This is a genomic window from Nocardia jejuensis NBRC 103114 (genome assembly GCF_001613145.1).
GTDB classification, from domain to species: domain Bacteria; phylum Actinomycetota; class Actinomycetes; order Mycobacteriales; family Mycobacteriaceae; genus Nocardia; species Nocardia jejuensis.
Window position 1 is genome coordinate 249,121 of record NZ_BDBU01000006.1, and the last position, 9,503, is coordinate 258,623.

Below are 9,503 nucleotides of genomic sequence, written 5' to 3' on the forward strand. Positions count from 1 at the left end.
CGCCATGAGCACCGAGAAGATCGCGGATGAGATCAAGTTCGCCTATTGGGTCCCGAATGTCAGCGGTGGGCTGGTCACCAGCGATATCGAACAGCGCACCGGCTGGGATTTCGAGTACAACAAGAAGCTCGCGCAGACCGCCGAGCGCGTCGGCTTCGAGTACGCGCTGTCGCAGGTCAGGTATACCGCGTCCTATGGCGCGGAGTATCAGCACGAATCGACCTCCTTCAGTCTGGCGCTGCTCGGCGCGACCGAGCGATTGAAGGTCATCGCGGCCGTGCACCCCGGGCTCTGGCATCCGGCGGTGCTCGCCAAATTCGGCGTCACGGCCGATCATCTGTCCAACGGCCGCTTCGCCATCAATGTCGTATCCGGTTGGTTCGCGGGGGAATTCACCGCGCTCGGCGAGCCCTGGCTCGAACACGACGAGCGGTACCGGCGCAGCGCCGAATTCCTCGAGGTGATCCGCAAACTGTGGACCGAGGACGAGGTGAACTACGGCGGCGACTTCTACCGCATCCGTGATTTCACGCTCAAGCCGAAGCCGCTGAACACTCCCGAGCGCCCCAATCCCGAACTGTTCCAGGGTGGTAACTCCACCGCCGCCCGCCGCAACGGCGGCCGATACGCGGACTGGTACTTCTCCAACGGCAAGGACTTCGACGGCGTCACCGAACAACTCGACGATCTGCGCGGTATCGCCCGCGCCAACGATCGGGAGGTCAAGTTCGGGCTCAACGGGTTCATCATCGCCCGCGACACCGAGAAGGAGGCTCGCGACACTCTCCGCGAGATCATCGAGAAGGCGAACAAGCCTGCGGTGGAGGGCTTCCGGGACGCGGTCCAGCAGGCCGGATCCTCCACCAAGGACAAGCGGGGCATGTGGGCCGATTCCAGCTTCGAGGATCTGGTCCAGTACAACGACGGGTTCCGCACCCAGTTGATCGGCACGCCCGAACAGGTCGCCGAGCGCATCGTCGCCTACCGCGACCGCGGCGTGGATCTGATCCTCGGCGGGTTCCTGCACTTCCAGGAGGAGATCGAGTACTTCGGCGCGAAGGTGCTGCCGCTGGTGCGCGAGCTGGAGGCCGCGCGCACACCCGCACCGGTGCCGGCCTGATGACCGCCGTCGCCGCCGAGCGGATCACCTCGGCCGATCAGGCGTATTCCGTTGCGGCGCACCTGGCGGCGGAGTTCGCCCCGGGTGCGGGTGAGCGGGACCGGGAGCGGCGCCTTCCGGTTTCGGAGATCGATCGACTCTCGGCGAGTGGGCTGCTGGCCGTGACCGTGCCCGCCGAGTTCGGGGGTGCGGACCTGCCGCCGAGCGCGGTCGCGGAGGTGGTGCGGCTGCTCGCGACCGCCGACCCGAATATCGCGCAGATTCCGCACAGCCACTTCGTGTATCTGAATCTGCTTCGACTGGCCGGTGATTCGGCTCAGCAGGGTAGATACTTCGCCGATGTGCTGTCCGGTGCGCGAATCGCCAACGCGCAGTCCGAACGCGGCGGGGCGACGGTCACCGATATCGCCACCACGGTTCGTCCGGTGGATGACGGATTCCGCGTCGACGGCGTCAAATATTATTGTACCGGTTCACTTTTCGCCGATCTGCTGGCCGTGCTCACCCGACTGGACGACCCGGACGGGCTCAGCGGGCTGCCCGCCGGGGAGTACGTCGCGTACCTTCCGGCGAGCACACCCGGGGTCCGTATCGTCGATGACTGGAACGGGATCGGTCAGCGCACCACGGGCAGCGGAACCGTTGCCTTCGACGACGTGCGGGTCGGGCGCGACCAACTCCTCGCGCGCTCGGCCGCCGTGCACGCGCCCACCGGCTACGGGGCCTACGCCCAGCTGCTGCACGTCGCCATCGACGCCGGGATCGCACGCGGAGCTCTCAGCGCGGCAGCGGATTTCGTGCGCACCAAGGCCCGTCCGTGGTTCGAGTCGGGTGTCACCCGCGCCATCGACGACCCGCTGTTGATCCAGCGCTTCGGGGAACTGGCGGTCACCGTGACCGCCGCCGAGGCCACTCTCACCGCCGCCGGACTGGCGGTGGACGCGGCGGTCGCGCCCGAAGCAGGCGCCCGCGCCGCAGCCCATGCCTCGCTGACGGTCGCCGCGGCGAAGGTGCTCGCCGACCGGGCCGCCACCGAGGTCTCGGCCGCGCTCTTCGAACTCGGCGGAACCCGCAGCGCCGCGGCCGATCTGAATCTCGACCACTACTGGCGCAATGCCCGCACCCACACCCTGCACGACCCGCAGCGCTGGAAATATCAGCACCTGGGCCGCGCCCTCCTGCACGACACCCCGCCGCCGCTGCACGGTGTGCTGTGAGGACGCTGCACGGTGTGCTGTGAGACGGTGTGCCGTGAGACGGTGTGCCGTGAGGCCGGTCCGACGTTTCACCGACGGCGGGTAGGCCGCCCTGATCCCGGACGGGTCCGACGCGGATCCGTCCGGGGTCTCACCGAGCGGCCCTGTGCCGGTTGCACGATGACTTTCACGCGACGTCGGTCGCGATGACTTTCACGCGACGTCGGTGCGCAGGTGCGAACCGCTACGGCCGCGAATCACGTGCAGGCGGCTCGGGATTCGCTGTCGCATCTCGTCCACGTGGCTGACCACGCCGACGACCCGGCCGTTGGAGCGCAGATCGTCCAGGACGCCCATGACGGCGTCGAGGGTGTCGGCGTCGAGGCTGCCGAAACCCTCGTCGATGAAGAGGGTGTCCAGGACCAGGCCGCCGGATTCGGCGGCCACCACGTCCGCCAGGCCCAGGGCCAGAGCCAGTGAGGCCATGAAGGTCTCACCGCCCGAGAGGGTTTTGGCCGGGCGGATGTTGCCGGTGTAATCGTCGCGGATGTCCAGGCCCAGACCACCGCGGCGGCCCCGGGGTCCGGCGACATCGGTGTGGACGAATTCGTAACGGCCGCCGGACATTCGGCGGAGGCGGACGGAACCGGCCAGGGCCACCTCTTCCAGCCGGGCGGCCAGGACGTAGGAGCGCAGGGACATGCGGCGGTTGTTCTCGCCGCGACCGGCGACCACATCGGCCAGGCTGGAGAGTTCCGCGTGGGCGCGCTGCAGCGGTGCAATGCGATCCACCGCGGCCCAGAGCTGGGAGCACAGGTCCTCGAGCTGTTCCACCCGCCGGGCCGCTCGGGAGTGCGCGGCGACCGACTCGTTCAGCAGGGTGCGCGCCTGTGCCACAGCGGTTTCCAGGGCGGGCAGATCGCCGGGTTCGACCCCGGCGGCGGCCTGGATCTCCGGCTCGGCCAGCACCGCCTCCGCGTGCGCCCGGATACGATCCGCGGCGACCAAAGTCGCTTCGATATCGGCCTGCTGTTGCGCGGAGCGCGAGGCGGTGTCCACGGCGCGCGCGTATTCCGCCAGCACCGCGTAGTCGGGGCCGGATTCGCCCATGACCGGCGGCGTGGAGTCGACGAGACCGGCTTCGTACGAGAGCTTCTCGACCCGGACGGCCAGGGTGGCGACCTGTTCCCGGGCGGCCACGGCGGCGATGCGGGCTTGCCGGAGCGCACCGGCGTCGGCGATCAGCATCTCGAGGCGGGCGCGGCGGCGATCCACGGTGCCGTCCGCGCCGGCGGCCGCGCGCAACCGTTCGGTCAGCTCGGCGAGGCGGCGGTCGTTCGCGACGATCCGCTCCATCGTTGCGCTGCCGCGGCTTTCGCAGTCGCGGAGTTCGTCCTGCAGTCTGGACTCGTCGGCGCGCAGCCGCTCGACCTCCGCGGTGAGACGGTCGTGGAGGTCCGCGAGAGCGCGCGCCTCGGTGTAGCGGGTGGTCGCGGCGTTCAGGGCGGCGGCCAGTTCCGCGCGGTCGCCGTCACCACCGCGTTCCACGAGCACCTCGATGGCGCGTTCCAGTTCGGCCACCCGCTGCCCGGCGTCCTCGCGCGCGGTCTCGGCCTTGCGCTCGGCCGAAAGCGCCTTGTCCTCGGCATCTTTCGAGACGGCGTATTCGGTGGGTTCGGCCGGGTCGGGATGCTCCGGGGATCCGCACACGCCGCACGGCTCCCCCGGCGCGAGCGCGGCGGCCAGTTCCGCCGCCATTCCCGCCAGCCGGCGTTCCCGCAGGGTGAGGGTGCGCTCGCGGGCGTCCAGATGCGCGGATCGAGCGGACTCGAACGCGGTCCCGGCCGGCACCAGTTCCTTGCGCTTCTGATCGAGCGCGACGGCCGCCGTGGCCGCGCCGCGCAACCGCTCGCATTCGGCGTCCAGACCCGGCAGACGAGCTGCCGCATCGGCGGCGGCCCGCAATCGAACCTGGGCTCCGGCAACGGCTTCCGGCAGTTCGGCGCTGCGCTTGGCGAGCTTCTCGGACTGCACGGACAGCGTGCGCTGCTCGTTCCGCAATCCGACCAATTCCGCGCTGAGCGTCGTCGCGGACTCCGCGTCGACCCTGACCTCGTCGAGCGCGCCGACCTGCGCGCTCCAGCGCTGCACCGCCACCTCGAGCCGATTCCGCTGGGCGACACGGGGATCGCCGCCGTTCCCGGAGGCGGGCGTCTGCGCCGCCACCACTCCGGGCGATGCGGTGAGACCGCCGGGCTGTGTGGCGGCGGGACCGACTCCGGGACCGCTGGTTTCGGCACGGGAGGTGGCGGCGGCGTCGGAGTCCGCCCGGCGCGGATTCTCGGCCTCCTGATCCGTTCCGGTCGCCGGATCCGCGATCACGTCCATCGCCACCGAGGGCACGGCGGCCTCGAGATCGGCCAGATCGGCGGCGAGGTCGGTGCCCGCGAGCTCCGAGTCGATCAGATCGGCTGCGGCCCAGGAGGTTCCGGGCAGCTCCGCTCCGGCCGGTTCCAGGAGGTGATCGGCGAGTTGTTCGGCGGCGCGGGTGGCGTCGCCGTCGCGGCGGCGCAGCACCACAGCGGACTCGCGTGCTTCGGAGAGGGCGGCGGCGACCGGTTCGGCGCGGCGGGCGCCGTCGAGTTCGGCCTGCCACTGGACGCGCACGGCCGCCGTGGCGGTGTGCTCGGCGAGCTGGGAGCGCGCGGTGTTCAGGCGGCCGTGCAGTTCGGCGACGCGGCGCTGCGCCTCCGCGGCTGCCTGTGTCTCGATCGAATTCCGTTGGTGCTGTTCGAGTTCGGTGGCGGTCGTTGCCAGATCGGCGCGGGCGGTCGCGAGCAGGCGCTGAGACCATTCCACCGATTCCAGCGGACCGGCGGTCTCGGTGACCGCAAGGCCCGCGGCGGTGCCGACGCCCGCGATAAGGCTTTCGATACTACGGGTGCGGGTGTCCAGATCGGCGGAGCTCGCGCGACGGCTGTCGATCAGCCATTGCTCGGCGGTGCCGAAACGTTCGGTGTCGAAGAGCTTTTCGAGGAGCTTTTCGCGTTCCTCGTTGTCGGCGCGCAGGAAGCGGGCGAAATCGCCCTGGGGCAGCAGCACCACTTGGAAGAACTGATCGGCGCTCATACCCAGCAGCCGCAGCACCTCCTCACCGATATCGGGAATCCGGGACAGGTTCTGGCCGCGCCCGTCCAGCCATTCCAGCGTCGCGGACGCGTTCTCCTTCACCCACCCGGATTTGGCCCGCTTGCTCGGACGCTGGAATTCGGCTGTGCGCGTGAGGCGCAGGCGACGACCGCCGAGCGTCGCCTCCAGCGTGATGTGCGGAGCGGTCTGCTCGTCGGCATGGTCGGAGTGCAATCGTTTGCCCTCGTCGCGCGCTCCCGGCACCCGGCCGTAGAGCGCGAAGGCGATGGCGTCGAGCACGGTGGTCTTGCCCGCACCGGTCTGCCCGTGCAGCAGGAACAGCCCATCGGCTCCGAGCTCGTCGAAATCCACCACGGCGGTCTCCGCGAACGGACCGAAGGCGGTCAGCTCCAATCGATGCAGCCGCACGCACCGTCCCCTTCCCTCTCAACGCCCCATCCAACAGCCCCGCACACCCGCACGCCCACCCGACACGCCGCCGGACCGCGCCCGCTCCCCCTCACGCCGACAACTCGGAATCCCCGCCGACATCCCCGATATCGAACAACCCGGCCGCCTCGAAGTCGTCCCCCGCATACTCCTCGGCGACCACATCGAAGTCCGCCCGCGTTCCCCGCTCCCCCGAATCTGTGGCAGCGCCACCGGACTCCGGCGCGCCCGCATCGGCTGCGGCATCGAAGTCGGGTCGGTGGCCCTGCTCGATCGGTGGGGCTTCGAGTTCGGAGCGCTGGTCCGTCGAGGCGGCACGGCCGTCGACGATCGGCTGATCGACGCTGGGCGCGGCACGATCACCCTCCAGGGCGGCGGAGGCCATGCGGGCGGGGGCGCGGCTGGGACCGTCCTTTTCGCGGACGGCGGCGGCGAGAGCGCGTTCCAGCCAGGCCATTTCACCGGGGGTGGGGGCGCCGCGCACGTCGGTGAGGAAGCTCTCGGCGACCTCGGTATCACGGCGGCCGTGGACGCGCTCGCGGTAGCGCAACTCCGGATTGCCCTCGGGGCGAGCCCATTCCACGTGCACGGCGTGCGGAAAGCGCTCACGCAGGCGACGCAGCGAATCGACCGGACGCCTGGTGTCGGTCAGCGTGGCGGAGACGTAGTCCGCCTCCGCGGCGGAATACTCGGCGGCGCCGAGCAATTCGTCGAGGGTTCCGCTGATCTGACTCAGACCGCGCACCACCGGCAGATCGTGCCGCCGCACCGAGGACAGGCCGTCCGCCTCCAGCTCCACGATCCACACCGCCTTGCGGTGCGACCGCTCGCCGAACGAATACGGCAGTGGCGAACCGGAATACCGCACCGATTCCGACAGCGTCTGCGGCGAATGCAGATGCCCGAGCGCCACATAGTCGATGCCGTCGAACGCCGACAGCGGCACCGTCTCCACCCCGCCCACCGAAATCGAGCGCTCGGACCCGGTGGCTTCGCCGCCGACCACGAACGCGTGCGCCAGCACGACCGTCCGTGTTCCGGCCTCGCCCGAGCGGCCCGCGATATCCGCGCGGATCAGTCGCATCGCCGCGTCCAGAATCTCGGCGTGCGAGCGCGCCTGTGGCACGCCCAGTTCCGCGCGAGTGATTTCCGGCTCCAGGTATGGGATTCCGTAGAACGCGACCTGTCCGTGCGAATCGGACAGCATTACGGGCCGCGCCACCTCCGATATGCCACAGCGCAGATGCAACCCGCCCGCCGCGGCGAAACTCCCGAGCGCACCCAGCCGGGTCGGGGAATCATGATTGCCGGAGGTGGCCACGATTGTCGCACCGGCCGCGCGGATGGCCTCGAATCCCCGATTGCAGACCGCGATCGCGTCCGCGCTGGGAATGGACCTGTCGTACACGTCCCCCGGCAGCACCACCACGTCCACCTGCTCGGCCGCGACCAGCTCCGCGATGGCCAGCAGCGAGGATTCCTGATCGACCAGCAGATCGACACCGTGGAAGGTGCGACCGATATGCCAGTCGGAGGTGTGCAGGATCCGCATGCCGCAAAACGCTAGGCGATGCCGCCGACAAACTCACCGCTACCCACGAGTCCGGCGAAAACTCGCGCATGCATTGCGCGCCATGCGGACCGGAGCCGAACGCTCGCACACACATCCATCGAGAAGGACATTCCGCGCGAACCCGGCGCGCGGCACGCTGCTGTGATCGCGGAGGAGTTGCCGGTTTCACAATTCTGTCGGTGGCGTACGGCACTATCTGCAGCCATGACCGCACCGATGCTGTTTGCGCTGCTGCTGGTGTTCATCGCGGGACTCGCCGTGGGCTGGCTCGGCCACACCGCGCGAGCGGGTCAGCGCGCGGCGGTGGCCGAGGCGCGGCTCTCGGCCATGCACGACAACGAACGATTTCTGCGGCAGTCCCTCAGCGCGGCCAGCGAGGACGCGGCCCGGCGCCAGTCCCATGCCATCGGCACCCTGGTGGATCCGTTGCGCGAGGCGGTCGGCACCCTCAACCGGCACATCCAGGAGGTCGAGCACAATCGCATCGGCGCGTATTCCGGCCTGCGCGAACAGGTTGCGGGGATGGCCCGGATGTCGCATCAGTTGTCCACGCAGACCGGGCAATTGGTGGCGGCGCTGCGGGCTCCGCAGGTGCGCGGCCGCTGGGGTGAGATCCAGCTGGAGCGCGTGGTCGAACTCGCGGGCATGACCAAGCACTGCGATTTCGACACCCAGGTCACCCGGCGCGGCGACACCGTGATCCGCCCGGACATGGTGGTGCGGCTATCGGGCGGCCGACACATCGTGGTCGACGCGAAGGTTCCGTGCAACGCCTTCCTCGACGCCGCCGGCACCGAGGACCCGCGCGAACGCGAGGGCCATCTGACCCGGCACGCCCGGCACCTTCGCACCCACATCGATCAGCTCGCGAGCAAGGAGTACTGGGCGGCCTTCGACCCGAGCCCGGAGTTCGTGGTGCTGTTCGTCCCCGGCGACCCCTTCCTGGACGCCGCCCTGACCACCGACTCCGCTCTTCTCGAATACGCCTTCAGCCGCAATGTGGTGCTCGCGACGCCCACGACCCTGATGGCGCTGCTGCGCACCGTCGCCCTGGGCTGGCGGCAGGAGGCGATGACCGCGGACATGGCGCTGATCCAGCAGTTGGGCCGGGAGCTCTACACCCGGCTCGGCACCACCGGCCGCCATCTGGACCGATTGGGCTCACAACTGGGCAAGGCCGTGGACGCCTTCAACCACACCGTCTCCTCGGTGGAGTCCCGGGTGATGGTGACCGCGCGCAAGCTGCACGAGTTGGAGGTCGCCGACGCCGAAGTGCCGGAGATCCACCCGGTGGAATCCTGGCCGCGTGCAGTCTCTTTCGCCGAGGTGTCCAGCACGGCGGACGCCCCCGCTCCGGAGACGGCGCGCACCGCGCGCGGGTGGGCGACAGAACGGGAGGCCGCCAAGACAGCCGAGTGAATCGGAGCGGAACGAGCCGCGCGAGCGGTCGGAGCTAATCGCCGGCCACGTTACAAACAGCACCCGCGTGATGTCGCCTGCCTCGCGAAACAGTCGCATGCCTTAGTGTGCTTGACGTGGCAGTTACCCAGCGCGAGCGAACCGAGGTGCCCCCGTCGCACCGGTCGATCCTGCCGTCGGTTCCCGGCGTGCCTGCCGGTGCGGCAGTACTGATCGCGGTGACCTGCGCGTTCACCGGCTTCGTCATCGATATGCGCGGCGGTGACGAACTGACCGGAACGTTCGCCACCTGCTACGTGATCGGCTGTCTGATCGCGGCGCTCGTGGTCCGCTTCCGCGGTCTGTTCACCACCATGGTGTTGCCTCCGCTACTGCTGTTCGCGGCGGTGCCGATCGCGTATCAGATCATGGGCAACGACGGCAGCCTGAAGATCAAGGACATCCTGCTGAACCTGGCCATCCCCCTGGTGAATCGCTTCCCCACCATGGCCCTGGCCACCGTGCTGGTCCTGATCGTCGGCGCGGTCCGGGTCGTCCTGCACCGCCGGGAGAACGAGGCCGGTTCGGGCGGCGCGACCGGCGGCCCCAAGCCCCGCGCCCGCACGGCCCGCGCCAC

Annotated in this window: 5 protein-coding genes and 1 pseudogene; 4 read left to right on the forward strand and 2 right to left on the reverse strand. The window is 69.7% G+C overall.

The genetic code is table 11. The features are described from left to right. The first annotated feature begins 4 nt into the window (after positions 1–4). Together sfnG and NJ1_RS06075 are read left to right on the forward strand one after the other, a co-directional pair. On the forward strand, positions 5–1,120 hold the full coding sequence (gene sfnG / locus NJ1_RS06070; protein ID WP_067688464.1) for a dimethylsulfone monooxygenase SfnG: 1,116 nt from the start codon (positions 5–7) through the stop codon (positions 1,118–1,120). Continuing rightward, positions 1,120–2,337, forward strand: coding sequence for an SfnB family sulfur acquisition oxidoreductase (locus tag NJ1_RS06075; protein WP_067688467.1), 1,218 nt, complete (start codon positions 1,120–1,122; stop codon positions 2,335–2,337). The genes sfnG and NJ1_RS06075 overlap by 1 nt, the downstream gene beginning before the upstream one ends. Before the next feature lie 192 nt (positions 2,338–2,529). On the opposite strand, the gene NJ1_RS06080 is transcribed toward NJ1_RS06075, so the two are convergent. Then, positions 2,530–5,874: an AAA family ATPase gene (locus NJ1_RS06080; protein ID WP_067688469.1), complete on the reverse strand. Its 3,345-nt coding sequence runs from the start codon at positions 5,872–5,874 to the stop codon at positions 2,530–2,532. 394 nt (positions 5,875–6,268) lie between these two features. Further along, positions 6,269–7,447 (reverse strand): annotated as a pseudogene (locus NJ1_RS06085) (exonuclease SbcCD subunit D); the annotation flags it as partial. A 225-nt stretch (positions 7,448–7,672) separates the two neighbouring features. Between NJ1_RS06085 and NJ1_RS06090 the strand changes: the two are divergent. Together NJ1_RS06090 and NJ1_RS06095 are read left to right on the forward strand one after the other, a co-directional pair. Then, entirely contained in the window at positions 7,673–8,887 is a 1,215-nt protein-coding gene (locus tag NJ1_RS06090; RefSeq protein WP_067688471.1) for a DNA recombination protein RmuC, read from the forward strand. Between the two features lie 116 nt (positions 8,888–9,003). Further along, positions 9,004–9,503, forward strand: a 500-nt coding sequence (locus NJ1_RS06095; protein ID WP_339380949.1) for a DUF6542 domain-containing protein, incomplete at its 3' end; no start/stop codon positions are given.